This window comes from Marivirga sp. (assembly GCF_051117495.1).
GTDB lineage: Bacteria > Bacteroidota > Bacteroidia > Cytophagales > Cyclobacteriaceae > Marivirga.
This window is the reverse complement of the sequence record NZ_JBNPEF010000033.1, coordinates 98217-115020: the sequence shown is the minus strand read 5'-3', so window position 1 is coordinate 115020 and position 16804 is coordinate 98217. Positions and strand designations below refer to the sequence as shown.

General features: G+C 35.8%; 13 protein-coding genes. 10 read left to right on the top strand and 3 right to left on the bottom strand.

Annotated features, from left to right (window positions below; translation table 11 throughout):
• Window positions 1-11: 11 nt before the first annotated feature.
• Together ACFE0M_RS17220 and ACFE0M_RS17215 are read right to left on the bottom strand one after the other, a co-directional pair.
• Complete coding sequence (locus ACFE0M_RS17220; RefSeq protein ID WP_434547028.1) at window positions 12-1085, bottom strand: agmatinase family protein; 1074 nt, start codon at window positions 1083-1085, stop codon at window positions 12-14.
• Window positions 1086-1091: 6 nt separating this feature from the next.
• Entirely contained in the window at window positions 1092-1589 is a 498-nt protein-coding gene (locus ACFE0M_RS17215; RefSeq protein ID WP_434547027.1) for a SixA phosphatase family protein, read from the bottom strand.
• Between the two features lie 136 nt (window positions 1590-1725).
• Here ACFE0M_RS17215 and topA point away from each other — a divergent pair, with 136 nt between their 5' ends.
• The gene (gene topA / locus ACFE0M_RS17210; RefSeq protein WP_434547026.1) at window positions 1726-4083 is read left to right on the top strand and encodes a type I DNA topoisomerase; all 2358 of its coding nucleotides are present in this window, start codon (window positions 1726-1728) and stop codon (window positions 4081-4083) included.
• Between the two features lie 126 nt (window positions 4084-4209).
• Here the strand turns inward: topA and ACFE0M_RS17205 are convergent, their stop codons facing one another.
• Window positions 4210-4425, bottom strand: a complete 216-nt coding sequence (locus ACFE0M_RS17205) for a GNAT family N-acetyltransferase (RefSeq protein ID WP_434547061.1) — start codon at window positions 4423-4425, stop codon at window positions 4210-4212.
• Between the two features lie 338 nt (window positions 4426-4763).
• On the opposite strand from ACFE0M_RS17205, the gene ACFE0M_RS17200 reads away from it, so the two are divergent.
• The 9 genes from ACFE0M_RS17200 to ACFE0M_RS17160 all read left to right on the top strand — a co-directional run bounded on the left by ACFE0M_RS17200 (window position 4764) and on the right by ACFE0M_RS17160 (window position 16795).
• Window positions 4764-5063: a hypothetical protein gene (locus ACFE0M_RS17200; RefSeq protein ID WP_434547025.1), complete on the top strand. Its 300-nt coding sequence runs from the start codon at window positions 4764-4766 to the stop codon at window positions 5061-5063.
• 83 nt (window positions 5064-5146) lie between these two features.
• On the top strand, window positions 5147-6001 hold the full coding sequence (locus tag ACFE0M_RS17195) for a DMT family transporter (protein ID WP_434547024.1): 855 nt from the start codon (window positions 5147-5149) through the stop codon (window positions 5999-6001).
• A 158-nt stretch (window positions 6002-6159) separates the two neighbouring features.
• A complete protein-coding gene (locus ACFE0M_RS17190; RefSeq protein WP_434547023.1) occupies window positions 6160-7686 on the top strand; it encodes a PAS domain-containing sensor histidine kinase in 1527 nt (508 codons plus the stop codon).
• A gap of 7 nt (window positions 7687-7693) precedes the next feature.
• Window positions 7694-8512: a 3-methyl-2-oxobutanoate hydroxymethyltransferase gene (gene panB, locus ACFE0M_RS17185; RefSeq protein WP_434547022.1), complete on the top strand. Its 819-nt coding sequence runs from the start codon at window positions 7694-7696 to the stop codon at window positions 8510-8512.
• 327 nt (window positions 8513-8839) lie between these two features.
• Window positions 8840-11071 (top strand): NADP-dependent isocitrate dehydrogenase, encoded by a 2232-nt coding sequence (locus ACFE0M_RS17180; RefSeq protein WP_434547021.1) that lies wholly within the window; start codon window positions 8840-8842, stop codon window positions 11069-11071.
• 199 nt (window positions 11072-11270) lie between these two features.
• Window positions 11271-13034, top strand: coding sequence for a DUF1800 domain-containing protein (locus tag ACFE0M_RS17175; RefSeq protein ID WP_434547020.1), 1764 nt, complete (start codon window positions 11271-11273; stop codon window positions 13032-13034).
• Window positions 13035-13036: 2 nt separating this feature from the next.
• Window positions 13037-14737: a DUF1501 domain-containing protein gene (locus tag ACFE0M_RS17170; RefSeq protein WP_434547019.1), complete on the top strand. Its 1701-nt coding sequence runs from the start codon at window positions 13037-13039 to the stop codon at window positions 14735-14737.
• Window positions 14694-15611, top strand: a complete 918-nt coding sequence (locus ACFE0M_RS17165; RefSeq protein ID WP_434547018.1) for a hypothetical protein — start codon at window positions 14694-14696, stop codon at window positions 15609-15611. Before ACFE0M_RS17170 ends, ACFE0M_RS17165 begins: the two co-directional genes overlap by 44 nt.
• Window positions 15608-16795 carry a hypothetical protein gene (locus tag ACFE0M_RS17160; protein ID WP_434547017.1) on the top strand — a complete coding sequence of 396 codons (1188 nt, stop codon included), beginning with the start codon at window positions 15608-15610 and terminating at the stop codon, window positions 16793-16795. Before ACFE0M_RS17165 ends, ACFE0M_RS17160 begins: the two co-directional genes overlap by 4 nt.
• Window positions 16796-16804: the final 9 nt, after the last annotated feature.

The following is a 16804-nucleotide window of genomic DNA, read 5'->3' as shown; positions in this document are numbered from 1 at the left end:
AAGGGATGAAATTAAAAACTCTCATCCCATTCCAGTTTCCCTTGAGAAACACCCATTAGATTGCATAAACGGTATAATATTCTGGCTCCTACATTCCCATTCCAATCGGTATTTTCGCCTGGAGCTACTTCATTTAAATCAAAGCCAATAATTTTCTTGCCATTTTTTACCAATCTTGTCAATAAATAAATGATTTCGGAATAGCTAATGCCGCCTGGTACGGGCGTACCTGTATTCGGGCAGAGTTCTGGCCTCAAGCCGTCTATATCAAAGGTGATATAGACTTCATTAGGCAATTCTTTTATGATTCTATCACAAATAATGGTCCAGGATTCGCCTTCGAACATGCCCACTTTTATATCATCATCATAGAAAATACTCACTCTTTCTCCTTGCTTTTCAGCAAAATTGATTTCCTCTTCACAAAAATCTCGTATGCCTACTTGCACCATTTTTTCTATTTGAGGAACAGTTTGCAGTATATTATAAGAGATGGAAGCATGAGAATATTCAAAGTTTTCATAAGCTTTTCTGAAATCCATGTGCGCATCAATTTGAAGCACGCCAAAAGATTCATGTTTGGTTGCCAAAGCTTGGACTGCGCCTAAAGGAGTGCTATGGTCACCGCCTACTAATCCCAAAAGTTTATGTTTTTCCAATTGTTTTAAGGATTCAGATTTTACCCATTCCACCATTTCGGCACAAACAGAATTGACTTTATTCAAAAGGCTTTTTCCTTTTTCACTGTTTTCTTCTCCTGCTTCCAATAATCCGATATATTCTTCGGCCAGAATTCGGTGTTTGTTACTTTTGGTTAAAAGCCCTTGATCAATAGGAAGCATTTGAATCCCCATTTTCCAAGCATCAATGATATCTTTCTGGTATAAATCTACTTGAGTGGAGGCTTCTAAAATATGTTGAGGTCCTTGAGCTGTACCAGCTTCATAAGATACGGTTACCTCCCATGGGACGGGTAATAAAATTAAATCTGCTGTTTTTTCGTCAAAAGGTAAAGCAAAAATATTATCAACATTGCCCAATCCATTAGGGTCAAAGGCATTAATGATTTCTTGTTTCTTCGTCATAAATAATTATTGAATATCTTCTGGTCTTATGTATTCTATTAAATCACAGTTTTTCTCCGATACCTCTGACCAAGAGGAATAAGGAATTTGAATATGCACTATGCCGGCCGGTTCCACATAGCCTACTTCTGAACCTGTTATATATTCAGAAATATAGGTGATAGATGGATTATGGCAAATAATAATTGCAGAACGCATTTCAGCTGGAATTTCCGAAATTACTTTAAGCATAATTCGGGCAGAAGCCTCATAAATATCTTCAGAGGCTTCAATATGATCTGATTTCACACCTAGTTGCTCATTGATCCTATTCATAGTATCAGTAGTTCTTTGTGCTATACTGTGCAGTATGATATCAGGGTGAAATTCCTTTTGTTTTAGATACATACCTACTTTTGAAGCATCCTGCAAACCCTTTGCAGTTAATTGGCGTTCCACATCTTTTAAGCCGGCAGTTGGTTCTTCTGCCTCGCCATGGCGAATTAAATAAAGATCTTTAACCATTTGATTGATTAGCTGTTTGTAAGTAAAATTAGGATTATTCGTTTAACTATCTTAATAAACGAGTAAAAACCTAAATTCTTTTTTTCTAAAAAAATTTAATGATATTTGAATTTCAATTTAAAATAAGCCTATAGATATGTCGAAAAATTTAGTGATAGTGGAGTCACCAGCCAAAGCCAAAACTATTGAAGGTTACTTAGGAAAGGATTATAAAGTGCTTTCCAGTTATGGCCATGTTCGTGATTTGCCAAAAGGAAATAATGCCATCGACATTGAAAATGGATTTACTCCTACTTATGAAATCTCCAAAGATAAGAAGGATGTCATTAAGGCATTGGCAAAAGAAGCTAAATTAGCAGAAATGATCTACCTCGCAACGGATGATGACCGCGAGGGGGAAGCAATCTCTTGGCATTTGAAAGAGGCTTTAAAATTAGATGATGACAGAACTAAAAGAATTGTTTTTAGAGAAATCACAAAATCAGCCATCCAAAACGCGATCAATTCCCCTAAAGGGATTGATATAGATTTAGTAAATGCGCAACAGGCCCGAAGAATATTAGATAGACTGGTAGGATTTGAGCTTTCTCCAATACTATGGAAAAAAATCAAAACCGGACTTTCTGCAGGTAGGGTTCAATCTGTAGCGGTTAGAATAGTTGTGGAAAGAGAAAGGGAAATTGAAAAATTCAAACCTGAATCTTTCTATAAAATACAAGCCTTTTTCAATGTAGAAGGAAAGGAATTAAAGGCAGAACTTCCCGGAAGATTCAAAACGGAGGATGAAGCCATGGCATTTTTAGAGAAATGTCTGGATGCAGAATTTTCTATTGGAAAATTAGAAAAAAAACCGGCTAAGAAAACACCTGCACCGCCTTTTACAACTTCCACATTACAACAGGAGGCATCAAGAAAATTAGGCTTTTCCGTTTCTCAAACCATGACGTTGGCACAAAGGCTGTATGAAGCGGGTAAAATCTCCTACATGAGAACGGATTCATTAAACTTATCCGATGAGGCAAAAGAAGGGGCTGCAAAAGAAATAAAGTCGGAATATGGTGCTGATTATGCACATACCAGAACTTTTAAAACCAAATCAGCCGGAGCACAGGAGGCTCACGAAGCCATTCGCCCAACCAATTTTGCTACAAAAGAAGCTAGTAGCGATTATAACGAGCAAAGACTATATGATTTAATATGGAAGAGGGCGATTGCTTCACAAATGTCAGATGCACAAATTGAGAAGACAAACGTAAGCATAGATATTTCCAATACCGATCAAACACTAAGCGCTAGTGGTGAGGTTGTAAAATTTGAAGGCTTTTTAAAAGTTTATATTGAGTCCACAGATGAAGAGGAGGAAGGGGAAAGCAATGTGACCAAGGGAATGTTGCCTCCCTTGCAAGTTGGGCAAACTTTGGAATTAAAAAGAATGCAATCCAGAGAAGGATTTACCCGTCCACCTGCACGCTACAATGAAGCCACTTTGGTTAAGAAATTGGAAGAAATGGGAATTGGGCGACCTTCTACTTATGCACCTACAATTTCTACCATTCAGAAAAGAGGCTATGTCAACAAAGAATTTCGTGATGGGAAAGACCGGAAATATGTGGAGATGGTTTTGGAAAACGGAAAAATTAACCGCTCTGAAAAAACAGAAATTACAGGTACGGAGAAAAATAAATTATTTCCTAGCAATTTGGCTATGGTGGTAAATGATTTCTTGGTAGAGCATTTTCCAAATGTTACCGATTACAATTTCACGGCTAAAGTTGAGCAGGAATTCGATGAAATTGCGAAAGGAGAGAAGATCTGGAATAATATGATCAATAAATTTTATGGGGAGTTTCATAAAAAAGTTGATGAAGCAGAAAGTATTGAAAGAAAAGATGTAAATACCGGACGTGAGTTGGGTATTGATCCTAAAACCGGAAAAAAAGTAATTGTAAGGTTAGGTAAATTTGGTCCTTTGGTACAGTTGGGTGAAACGCCTGACAAAGATGATGAAGAGGCCGAAAAACCGCAATTTGCCAGCCTAAGAAAGGGGCAATTCATTGAAAATATCACCCTTGAAGATGCTATGGAATTGTTTAAATTACCTAGAGAGTTAGGGGACTATGAAGGGCAGAAAATGGTAGCGGCCATCGGTCGATTTGGCCCCTACGTTCGTCATGACGGGAAATTCGTAAGTATTCCTAAAGGAGAAGATCCACTGGAAATTACGGCTGATAGAGCTATTGAATTAATAGAGGAAAAGCGCAAAGCGGATCGTGAGAAATTCATCAAAAGTTTTGATGAAGATCCTGATGTACAAGTCTTGAATGGGAGATGGGGACCTTATATCAAATTCGGAAAGAAAAATGTAAAAATTCCGAAAGATAAAGAGCCAACAGATTTAACCTATCAGGAATGTGTAGAGTTGGCAGAAAAGACTCCGGATAAAAAAGGAGGAAGAAAATCGGCTCCTAAGAAAAAAGCGACTAAGAAGAAGTAGATTATAAAAAAAGCTAATAGGACAATGGAACCATGGTCGGTGGCACACCGATTATCAAAAATAGGTATCTTTACTGCTTCCGGTCGGTTAGCCACCGACCGGGGGCTAGCTTTTTAGCCATTCTCATTATTTCAATACATCTTGAATGCTTTCATCTTTTTCAAAAGCATGCTTTGCGTAAGGACATAAAGGCAATATTTCAACTTTTGAGTTTCTTGCTTTTTCAACAATTTTTAAAAGAAGCACCTTTCCAATACCCTGACCTTTCAAGCTATCATCCACTTCAGTATGATCGATAATCCATAAGGAATTTGGTGTCATGGAAATGGTCATTTCGGCAATTGGTGAATCGATATTACCTAAATAGGCTTTTCCTTTTTTTCAGAAGCATGAAATTTTATGTCTTCATTCATAATGTTGTTTTAAAATACTAAAAAACAATTTAATAATCTGAGTTTAGATTCTCGCATAACATCTTCAAAGTGTTATTTCAATCCTGATAGCTCGGGATTATATTTTCAAAAAAAGAAAATTATCCGAAATCTTATTATAGTGTTTTAATGAGATACCAGAAAAATTAATGCTTTTTGAAATATAAGTATATATTTTCCGAATTGGGGTGCAACTATTTAGCAATTTGTGACATCTTTTTAATAAGATTCAAATTTTAACGTTTTTTGATGAGGTCTCAGTACAAAAAAATATTTTTGGTACTTATAATTTCATTATCAAATTTCTTGATAATTCATCCGCAATCTATTCCAAAAGAAGTAAATGAAAATTTAAGTTTTCAGTCTGAAGATGTAATTAAAACAGAAACTGAAAACAGAACAAATTTGAATGATTCCATTAGTTCTTTTCAACCCGAAATTAATAATATTAAGAAATCAGAAAAAAAAGATTATTATCGATTAAGGTCTAGTACAGGGCTTATTTCATTTTTCAATGAGGTTTTATTTTACTGGTTCCAACATCCTTAATTTTAATTCTCCAATATTTAACTTGAACATTCTTACAGTTTTCATGATTAGATTATAGCTTTGCCAATCTTAAAAAACTGAGAATGAACAAAGGTGTCCTTTATATGATAATTGCAGGCTTTCTGTTTGCAAGCATGAATGTTTTTGTAAAAATGTTGCCGAACATACCTGCGATTGAAATTGTGTTTTTTCGTTCACTCATTTCATTTGTGATGAGCTTGGCGTATTTGAAAGCAATAAAAGTCCCTGTTTTTGGATATAATAAAAAACTACTGGTGGCCAGAGGGGCAGTGGGCGCGGTAGCATTGACCATGTATTTTTATACTCTCCAAAATATACCACTGGGAAGTGCGGTTACTATGCAGTTTCTTTCACCTATTTTTACCTCTATTTTAGGTATTTTTATTGTGAAAGAAAGGGTACACCCCAAGCAATGGATATTTTATTTAATGGCTTTTGCCGGCCTTATTATTATTCAAGGTTTTGATCCAAGAGTATCAATCAAGATGTTTATCATAGGGATTAGTTCTTCTATTTTTGCAGGACTGGCTTATAATATCATTAGGAAAATCAAAAAAACGGAGCATCCGCTCGTGATCGTTTTTTATTTTCCATTGGTAACCACTCCTTTAACTGGGATTTATTCTGCTTTTAATTGGACCATGCCCATGGGATATGAATGGTTGATATTATTGGTAATAGGTGTTTTGACTCAGTTTGCCCAGTATTTCATGACCATGTCCTATCAATCAGAAGATTTATCAAAAGTAGCCAGTTTAAAATATTTGACCATTGTTTATGCTTTAGGCTTTGGGTATGTATTCTTTGATGAAACCTATAATTGGATTGTATTCTCTGGAATCGGACTAATTTTAGCCGGGGTAATCCTAAATGTTTGGTATAAAAATAGATTGGAGAAAAATCAGAAACAGATTTGACTGACTTTTCTCGAACAAATAGGGCATATCATCGAAATGATTAGGTTTTCATTGTGTCTTCAAAGGGTTTTTTACAATTTATCACATTGAAAATAATGTGCTTCACATAAGATTGTTATATCTTTAAAACTATTATTGCTAGTAGCGGTGTATTTTGAATGAGCGCGAGTAAAGGAAATATCTCATTGGAAAAGGAAAATATTCAATTAAACAGGGAATTAGAGGCAGTAAAGAAAAAACTGGCTCAATACCAGTATGCCGCTGCAGGAGCAAATGAAGGTTTGTGGGACCGTAACCTCATTACAGGAGAGGTTTTCATTTCACCTCCTTGGATAACCATGTTAGGCTTTGAAATAGATGAAGTAGAAGAGCATTCTGAATTATGGGAGAATTTAATGCATCCTGAGGATAAAGCTCAGGCAGTGAATGCATTGGATGAATTTATAAAAGGTGAAAGAAATGATTATAATATCCAATTCAGATTAAAACATAAAAATGGTCATTATATTTGGGTTCAATCCACCGCTAAACTTACCTTAGATAAAAAAGGAAAGCCAATACGGGTTTCTGGTTCTCACCGTGACATAACAGAAAAAAAGCAAAGTGAGGAATTGATTAAATCCAGTGAGGAAAAATACAGGAATTTCTTCCAAAACTCTCTTATCGGGATTATGAGAGTCCAAAAATCAAATCAGAAAGTATTAGAAATTAATCAGAAAGGACTGAATATATTAGCACTGCCTGAGATTCCTCGTCATATGAAAATGACAGATCCATTTTTAGATGATAAAGAATCCGCTGATTTTATTAATGCACTAGAAAGTAGAAACTCGATAGAGGAATTTGAGGCGAAATTTGAACGTTGGGATGAATCCGAAACTTGGGTTTCAATTTCTGCAATTGAGATTGAAGCCAATAATTCCATGTTTTATGATATTATTTTTAGGGATATCAGTGAGTTTAAAGAGAACTTAAAGGAATTACAAAGACTTAATTTCGAGCTGGATAATTTTGTTTACCATGCTTCTCATGACATTCGTTCTCCCTTGCGTTCCCTTATGGGTTTGATTGAGATTCTAAAAACAGAAACTAGGCCCGCGGAAATTAGGAAGATAATTGAAATGATGACGGGTAGTATCAATAGATTGGATAAGTTCGTTGTTGATTTATTGGCAATGTCAAGGAATAATAGGACAGATGAGCCTGATGCAGTTCCTATAAACTTTATGGTGGAAGTAAACAATAGTATAACCAATTTTCATCACGTTTATACTACCAAAAATCTTGAAATCAGGACCAAAATTATTCAATGGTATCCATTTCATTCTGATTTGACAAAAATCCGTATCATCCTAAACAATCTGATTTCAAATTCAATTAAGTATAGAAAAAATTTAGAGGACGAGATTTCTTATATTAATATTGAAATTGAAACCTCTCCCAAGGAAGCCTCCATTATCATTGAAGATAATGGAGAGGGGATTCCAAATGATAAACTAGATAAAATATTTGATATGTTTTATCGAGCTTCTGAAAACAGTGAAGGGAGTGGATTAGGGATGTATATTGTAAAAAATGTCGTAAAGAAACTGAAAGCTAAAATTGATGTGAAATCAGAAGAGGGTTCAGGAACTAAGTTTACAATCCATATTCCAAATAAATATAATATAGAAAATCATAAATAACATTTTCATGTCTGTTCATAAAAAACCTATTAAAAAAATTACGACTCATCAATTGCAAGAAATGAAAAATCGAGGTGAGAAAATCTCTATGCTCACAGCATATGATTTTTCTATGGCTAAATTGGTAGATGCATCAGGTGTAGATGTTATTTTGGTAGGTGACTCGGCCTCAAATGTAATGGCCGGACATGAAACTACTTTACCGATTACACTGGACCAAATGATTTACCACGCTTCTGCGGTTGTTCGGGCAGTAGAAAGAGCCTTGGTTGTAGTGGACATCCCTTTTGGGTCTTATCAGGGTAATTCCTCTGAGGCATTACGATCTTCTATCAGAATCATGAAAGAATCAGGAGGTCATGCGGTAAAAATGGAGGGCGGAGCTGAAATTCAGGAATCCATTAAAAGAATCTTAAGCGCAGGAATTCCGGTAATGGGTCATTTGGGTCTAACCCCTCAATCAATCTATAAATTTGGTACTTATACGGTAAGAGCAAAAGAAGAAGAGGAAGCTGAAAAACTAATAGAAGATGCTAAAATTTTAGAAGAATGCGGTTGTTTTAGTATTGTCTTGGAAAAAATCCCGGCAAAATTAGCTAAAAGAGTGGCTGAAGAAGTCAATATACCGATAATTGGCATTGGTGCTGGTCCTTTTGTGGATGGGCAAGTATTGGTTTTACACGATTTGTTAGGAATCACCACTGAATTTAAACCCCGATTTTTAAGACATTATGCTCGCTTGGACACCATCATTACAGAGGCCATTGGTAAATATGTAGGAGATGTTAAGAATCTAGAATTCCCAAATGAAGATGAGATGTATTAATCTATAGCTCGAAAAGCTTCTTCTTTAATTTTTGCCAACTTATATATTTTCATTTAGGCTTATTGATCCCGAAAAACCCTTTTTAAAGAAAAATATACTACTCCAATTGCAATTAAAACTGTACCGCCTGCTATTATAAATTCCATAATTTTTCAACTAAAAACAGGTAGTTCACGATTTTGTTTTGTTTTTGCGATTGGAATGCTTCAAAAATAATTTTATCTACTATTACTTTTATTTAATTTCACATCCTGAAATTTGGAACAAGGCTTCTGAATGACCGTTATTTAAAAATAATCATTAAACATATAATCAAATACATTAACCATGTCTAAAACTGCAAAGATTTTATATACCAAAACTGATGAAGCTCCGGCTTTAGCAACTTATTCTTTCTTGCCAATTGTAAAAGCTTTTACAGATTCAGCTGGTGTAGCTGTTGAAACCAGAGATATCTCTTTGGCAGGCAGAATAATTTCTCAATTTCCAGAAAGGTTAAAGCCTGAACAACAAATTAAGGATGATCTTGCTGAATTAGGTGAAATTGCAAAAACGCCTGAGGCCAATATTGTAAAACTTCCAAATATCAGTGCTTCTGTTCCCCAATTAAAGGCTGCGATAAGAGAATTGCAAAGTTTGGGATATGACTTACCAGATTATCCAGACGAGCCAAATAGTGATGATGAAAAAAAAGTGAAAGCCAAATATGATAATGTAAAAGGCAGTGCCGTAAACCCAGTTTTAAGAGAGGGGAATTCTGACAGAAGAGCACCAAAAGCTGTGAAAGAATTTGCTAAAAAGCATCCGCATAGCATGGGCGAATGGAGTAAAGATTCTAAAAGCCATGTTGCCAGCATGAGTGAAGGAGATTTTTACGGAAGTGAAAAATCACTCACTTTACCATCAGCAACGGAAGTAAAAATTGATCTGAAAACGAAATCAGGAGATATAAAAAATCTAAAAAGTGGATTGAAACTTCAAGAAGGAGAGATTATTGATGCGGCCGTGATGAGTGCCTCTTCATTAAGGTCATTCTTAAAAACGCAAAAAGAAGAAGCCAAAAAAGCAGGGGTTTTGTTTTCAATTCATATGAAGGCAACGATGATGAAAGTGTCAGACCCTATTATTTTTGGTCATGCTGTAAAAGCTTTCTTTGAGCCGGTTTTTGAAAAACATCAAGCAACTTTGGATGAATTAGGTGTTGATGCCAATAATGGATTTGCTTCATTGTTATCTCAAATTGAAGAATTGCCAGAAGATAAGAGAAATGAAATTGAGGCTGATATTGAAGCATGCTACAATGATGGCCCAGATTTGGCTATGGTAAATTCTGATAAAGGAATTACAAATCTCCATGTGCCTAGTGACGTGATTATTGATGCCTCTATGCCGGCCATGATCAGAACTTCAGGTCAGATGTGGAATAAAGACAATAAAACACAAGATACTAAAGCTATTATCCCGGATAGAAGTTATGCGGGCGTTTATCAAGAAACTATTGATTTTTGTAAGCAAAATGGCGCTTTGGATCCATCTACCATGGGAAGTGTTTCCAATGTTGGATTGATGGCCCAAAAAGCTGAAGAATATGGTTCGCATGATAAAACGTTCGAAATTCCTGAAGCTGGAACTGTAGAAGTTACGGATGCAAACGGTAAGGTATTATTAAGTCATGAGGTAGCTGAAGGTGATATTTGGAGAATGTGCCAGGTAAAAGATGCTCCAATAAGAGATTGGGTGAAACTAGGCGTGAACAGAGCAAAAGATACGGGAAATCCGGCCGTTTTCTGGTTAGACAGCAATCGATCTCATGATTCAGAATTGATCAAAAAAGTAAACGAATACCTAAAAGAGCATGATACTGATGGTTTGGATATTAGGATTATGAATCCTGTGGAGGCTACACGTTTTTCATTTGAAAGAATAGTAGAAGGAAAAGACACTATTTCAGTTACAGGAAATGTGTTAAGGGATTATCTGACTGATTTATTTCCAATTTTGGAAGTGGGAACAAGCGCCAAAATGTTATCTATAGTACCATTAATGAATGGTGGTGGTTTATTCGAAACCGGTGCAGGTGGTTCTGCTCCAAAGCACGTGCAACAATTCATGGAAGAAGGTCACTTAAGATGGGATTCTTTAGGTGAGTTTTTAGCATTGGCCGTTTCTTTAGATCATTTAGGCAAGACATTCGGTAATGAAAAAGCTAAAATATTAGGTTCGGCTTTGGATACTGCAACCTCTAAATTTTTGGAAGAGAATAAATCCCCTTCCAGAAAAGTAAATGAAATTGATAATAGAGGAAGCCATTTTTATTTAGCCATGTATTGGGCAGAAGCTTTAGCTGCGCAAGATGAGGATGCTGATTTGAAAAAGATTTTCAGTAGAGTTGCCGAAACAATGAGCTTGAAAGAAGCACAAATCAATGAAGAGTTGATTGCGGCCCAAGGAAAAGCAGTTGATATGGGAGGTTATTATAAACCAGACGAAAGTGTATTAGTAAAGCAAATGAGGCCTAGTAATACTTTGAATGAGATTTTAGACTCTATAGTGAGTTAATTTTTTTTAAATATAGACTTATTTAAAAGCTTCTTGCTTAGATTAAATATCTTAGTAAGAGGCTTTTTTTGTTTTTAATTTCTTTAATTATTTATTCTACAGGTATGTATTTTTAATCGATGAATTGATATTTTTATTCGATTAAATTGTATATCAAGATTTTATTTTTTTATTTTTGGAGTTAAAGCACTTTAATCATATGCCACTAACTCCTTTAAATGAAACCTTAGGAAGACAAAGAGCTTCCCATCTTCTCAGGAGGACAATCTTTGGTGCAACGCCAAATTTAGTGGAAGAATTTGCCCAATTAAATCCACAGCAAGCATTAGACCGGCTTTTTGTAAATGATATTCCTTTTCCTGAGCCACCTACCGATCCCGCTACTGGGTCGGAATGGATGATAACTGGCACCACAGATGCTAATAGCGAAGGATTTGAATTAGAACAATTTTTTTTAAGTTGGCAACTTGGGCAGTTTTTAGGGCCTAATACTACAGAAGAACAAAAATTATCTTACATCTTTCGGGAACGACTAGTTTACTTTTTGCATACCCATTTTACTACAAAAAAGTCAGTAGTAGGTAATAGTCGTGCATTGTATTTTCAAAATTTACTTTTTCGTCAGTTTGCCTTTGATCAATTTTTAGTGGTGGAAGAAACAGAAGAACAGCGGAATTTCAAAGATCTTGTTAAGAAAATTTCTTTGGATAATGCCATGTTACAGTTTCTGGATGGACGTTTGAATGTAAAAGGAAGTCCAAATGAAAATTATGCTAGGGAATTATTGGAATTATATTCAGTAGGTAGGGGACTGGAAGGAATTGATAAAGGAGATAATGAAACAGGGGATTATGGTACATTTACTGAGCATGATGTACAAGAAGGAGCCAGGATTTTATCAGGGTTTAATGTAGATCCTGACTTTACATTTATAGATGAACAGACCGGATTGCCCACTGGAATTGCGAAAGGCAATGGTTTAACGGCTGGTCAGCACGATAATAATAGTAAGCAGTTAAGTTTTAGGTTTAATAATGCTGTAATTTCTCCTGATCCTGAATTAATGTTGAATGGACAGGCTACTTACGAAAGTGCAGTTGATGAAATTAGACAATTAATTGAGGCTATTTTTGAACAGGAGGAAACAGCCGTTCATATTTGCAGAAAAATATACCGCTTTTTTGTTTATCATGAAATTACAGAGGATATCCAAAATGGTGTGATTAAGGATATGGCCACTGTTTTTAGGGAGCAGAACTTTAGTTTACAAGCTGTTCTGCAAGCATTATTTACAAGTCAAGAGTTTTATGAGGGTGCGGATGGTATTTCAGACGATAATTTCGGAAGTATTATTAAAAGCCCTTTGGATTTAATAATAGGTCATGCAAGAAGTGTTGATTTGCAATTGCCTGATTATTTGACACAAACAGAGCAATTTTATGAGGTGACCAATGACTGGTTAAGGAGAATGTGTGACATGGGATTGAATTTTTATGAGCCATTCGAAGTAGCAGGTTATCTGGCGTATCATCAATTCCCTATTTATCATCGGGGTTGGATCACTACTTCTTATTTGACTCAGCGTTATGCATATGTTCAGAGCGTAAGTAATGCCGATATGGAGGGTATGGCTGTTGCATTGAAGACTCCTATTGAATATGTGGAGCAATATGTTGACAATAATATTGCTTCAAATGCAAGGGATTTGGTAGTTGAAATTTCTAATCAATTTCTTGCTTTAACCGATAATTTAGGATTTGATAATCCTGATAATAGCCCTTTAACTGAAGAAAGATTGAATTATTTCTTGGATGCTTTCTTAAAGACCTTTCAAATAGATGAAAATCCTGAAGAGGCTTGGGCATTCCGTTGGACACAAGGAGTGGATAGAGAAACAGTAGAAAGACAATTACAAGATCTTTTCAATGCTATTTTGCAATCACCTGAATATCAATTGATGTAGCCATGGATAGAAGAAAGTTTTTAAAGAGATTAGGTTTCGCAGCAGGCGGTTCTATTGCATTTCAAGGAATCCCTATGCGTCTTTTATCCTCACATCAGCCACTTAAAAATCTATTGCATAAAAGTGATAATGAAAAGGTATTGGTGATTTTGCAATTGCATGGAGGAAATGACAGCATCAACAGTTTCATTCCAATAGAAAATTATGATTTGTATTATAATCGCAGGGCCAATATTGCTATACCTTACAAAAGTGGAAACAGAACTTTAATTCCGTTGGACAGTACTTTGGAATCACCTGATCAAGTAGGGCTTCATCCTGATATGATTGATTTCAAGAGCATGTATGATATGGGACAAGCGGCCGTTTATCAGGGTGTTTCCTATCCAAAAAACAATGGTTCCCATTTCCGAGGTCGTGATATTTGGTTCATGGGTGGCGATTATGATGATTATTATTCTTCTGGATGGATAGGGAGATATCTCAATCAAGTATATGCTCCTTCTGATTATCCTGATGATTTCCCCAATGCAGGTATGCCGGATCCATTGGCATTGGAAATGGGGAATGACACATCCTTATTGTTCCATCAAGAAGGAAATATCCCAACATCAATTTCTTTGGGCAATAGTCCAGGGGCATTATTGAATCAAATTGAAAACTTGGAAGGCTTTGCTGATCAAGGAATTGATCCAAGAGGTTTGCCACCGGAACATTTGAATGGTTCACCTTATAAAAAAGAGATGGATTGGATATTAGGATTGGAGGATAAATCTGAAACATATATCAAGAGATTGCAGGAAATTTACCTTTCGGCCAACGAAAGTTCAGTAGAATACCCTGAAATTTATCCGTTTAATGCACCTTCAGGTAGTTTAAGGAATCCTCTGAGTGGACAATTACAATTGGTTTCCCGACTGTTGGGAGGAGGAATTAAAACCAAGGTATTCTTGGTGAAAATGGGTGGTTTTGATACGCATGCTGGTCAAGTAGAAAGCACCAATACTACCATGGGGGTTCATGCCACTAAAATGTATCATATATCCGCTGCTATGAAAGCTTTCCATGCTGATTTGAAAGCAAGGGGTTTGGAGGATAAAGTATTGACCATAAGCATGAGTGAATTTGGTAGGAGAATCCCATCGAATGGTAGCTATGGAACAGATCACGGTAAAGGTGGAGCAGTGATGGTTTTTGGTAATAGAGTCAACCCAGGTGTTTTTGGTACGAATCCGGATTTGAACAAAAGTAATATTGATTTGCAATTTGATTATCGTCAGTTGTATGCGAGTATTTTACATGAATGGATGGGAGTTGATCAAGCAAGCATCAATAATGATATTTTCTTTAGGGATTTTTTCAATGCTTCTGATGAAAATGGTAATCCATTACCGGACGTCCAAATGATTTCCAACAGTATTACCGGAACGAATGCTTGGCTTGGAAAACATTTTAATGTGAGTAATCCTTTTCCAAATCCTGCAGTTGATGTCACCAATTTAACAATCCAAAGTAATGAACCGGGGAAAGTGAGAATTGAAATTATCAGTGTCAATGGCAAATCAATTGGGGTTGAGCATCAATCACTTCAGCAGGGCAGTAATGATATTAAACTTGATATTGCTGGTTTGAAATCAGGTATATATCAAATAAGGGTAAATGCAAAAAACATTAATGACACCAAAAAACTTATCAAAAAATGATGCTATGCCAAGGTTGAGATTGTTATCTATTTTATTGCTATTCATGTTATTATTTTCCATTTGTGATGTAGTAGCACAAAAGCGGAAGAAGCCAAGCACACCGGCTTCACAAGCAAAGGAATTTCTGAATACACAATTTTGGCTGGGGATTAGAGGAGGTACTAATTTCACTCAAACAACATTGATTGAGAGTTTTTCGGGCTTAAATCCTATCAACTATAGTGCTGATAATTTGGATAAAGAATATGAGAACTTTGTCAATCCGGCTTTTCATATTGGACTAGATCTCACTTTCTATCATAAAGGATTTTCTATCATGAGCTTTCCTACATTTTTCAGAAATAATATCAATTACAGTAGTCAGTTGAGTTGGTCTGGTGAATCGGAAAGAGATCGATATGAAACCAGCTATGATGTTCAGCAAAGCATTACTTTTCTGGAATTGCCATTGGCAGTGAAATACGATATTATAGGAGACAGAATCCGGCCTTTTGTGATGGCAGGTGCTTTTTATTCCATTGCCTTTGATGCCAATAAGGAAGTTCAAATATTTGAAACCGATTATGCTTCCGGAGAGCCAGTTGAATTTGACAGGGCTAATATCAAACTTAACAATAGAGAAGAAATTCTAAATAATTGGGGTGTTCTAGGGGGATTAGGAGTAAGTTTTGATTTTTGGAATATTCGCTCCATCATTGATGTTCAGTATAGGCATAGCTTTCAGTCCATAGTCAATAGTGAAACCAGATTTGATGAAAATACCTTTTCTTCATTTGGGGAAGTGCAAGATGATTATAGCCTTCAAAATTACAGTGCCTCTTTAAGTTTTGTTTTTCCACTCCGTTACATTGATAGCCAGTTTAAAGCATTATGAAAAACCGACTACTTATTTTTGTGTTGATCGTATCCTTTTTCACTATTTCTTGTGAAAAGGAAGAATTGGCTCCCGAGCAATTATCCTTTTTGAAAATATATGATGATGCAAATTACAATGCATCCTATCAGCCTGTGGGACTACAGTATAATGAAAATAAGTATTTTATTTTGTCTGAAAGAAGCATTTTGTCAAGTGATTTTTCTGGAATCAACTTGGTAGTTACAGATTCTTTAGGAGATTTTATAAATGAACAACAATTAGAGGAAACTTTTGTAGCGCCCACCAAATCATTGATTAAAATTGGAAGTTTACTCTATTTCTTTTGCATGGACAGAAATTCACTTAGACCCTATTTGGGAACTGTTTCCACGGACGGAACTGTAACCACAACCCCATTAAATACAACCGCTTCTTATCCACTAGCAGCAAATGTAACAGCTGGAAATAATTTACTTTTATTATCATATGATCCAAATGGATTAAACTCCATTTTAACGGAAGTAAGTAGGGAAGGTGATGTCTTGCAACAAATAGGTTATTCCATTGGACCCGGCAGTGATGTGCAAGATGCCATCGTAAATCATTTTACCAAAAGAAGTGCAAGAATTCCTTTTTTTTGTGGGCAATCAGCTGGTAATCGCTACTATTTTAACGGATTTTATAATTATACCTTGTCTATGGTATTTACCAATTTTGGAGATAATCCCACAGGAGTTTTACAAGGACAAAGTACAGATGCAGGTTTGAAAGCGGCCTATTCAACTGCTTCCGCTGATTTTGCCATTGTGGGATATCAGTTTTCTGATCATTTTATGAACGCAAAAACGGCCTTACCCATAAATGATATAAGTTCATCCGTAAATTTATTTGATCGAAATATTCCGGAGATAGCCGAGAAAGCCATTTGTAGGATTATTCCCTTTAATGGTCTCAATCGTGAGCTAGTCATTATTGCAAGTGAAACGGAGGGCAGGCAAGTGGTTTTGTATTTTTATGATGTAAATTCTGGCCAATTAGAAGCCACTTACTATTTAGGAACGCTGAATCCTTTCACTTTGTCCAGTATTGTATCCTTGGAAGATGGTGGAATTGCCATCGCGGGTACCACTTTTTTAGCCGGAAGATTTGAAAGAATCTATTTACAAAAAATAAGTAAAGATCAATTATTGGAAATTTTGTAGGTTTACTAA